This window comes from Rhizobacter sp. P2_H2, assembly GCF_056403375.1.
Genome location: NZ_JBFUFP010001640.1, coordinates 1 through 789, shown reverse-complemented (window position 1 = coordinate 789; position 789 = coordinate 1). Strand labels below are relative to the sequence as shown.

Here is a 789-nt window from a genome sequence, read left to right as displayed (position 1 = left end):
GTTCATCGGCGTGCGGATCTCGTGGCTCACCATCGCGAGGAACTGCGACTTGGCGCGGCTCGCCTGCTCGAGGCTGTCGACCATCTCGCGCGCCGAGCGCACCGCGATGCTCATGCGGTTGCGCAGCCGCTCGATCACCAGGCCCGTCACCGACAGGTAGGCGCCGAGCACGTACATCGTCGCGGCGATCGCGAGCCGCTCGAGCCACTGCACCGCGGCCGGCTCCCAGGTCCACAGCCACAGTGCGTAGACCAGGTAGGCGACCACCGCCACGTGGTTGAACCAGAATGCGCGCCGGAAGCCGAAGCCGACCTGGTCGGCCACCCGCATCAGCAGCAGGTAGGCGAAGAAGAGGTTGGATTTCTCGAGGTAGTGCAGGTTCGCGATCCACACCAGCACGTCGACGTGGAACAGCAGCAGGCTCAGGTCGAGCCGGCCGGTGCGCTTCCAGCCGATGCGCAGCGCGATCCAGCCGAGCGCGGCGTACAGCAGGTTGATGCCGATCAGCGCGAGCTGCAGCGGCGCGAGCACCGTGCCCTCGCGCCACGCCTGCAGCACGACCATCAGGCAGACGATCACGAAGCCGACGGCGCGGATCGCCGGGATCTGGACGGTGTGGACTCGGCGCGCGTTCGCAGCCTTGCGCGCGGCCAGTTCGCCGGCCTCGAACGCGAGGCCGGGCTCGTCGCCGGGACCGGGGGCTGTCGTCTCCACGTCGCGCCTTTGCGGTGATGCGCTTTGCTGGGTGTGCGGAGGATGGTACGCGGTCCTACAACGCAACAGGGCCCG

The 789-nt window shown here is 68.9% G+C and carries 1 protein-coding gene; it reads right to left on the bottom strand.

The features are described from left to right. Positions 1-714 (bottom strand): ATP-binding protein (locus tag AC1D15_RS35290; protein ID WP_477829749.1); only part of this gene is annotated, 714 nt, incomplete at its 3' end. Positions 715-789 lie beyond the last annotated feature (75 nt).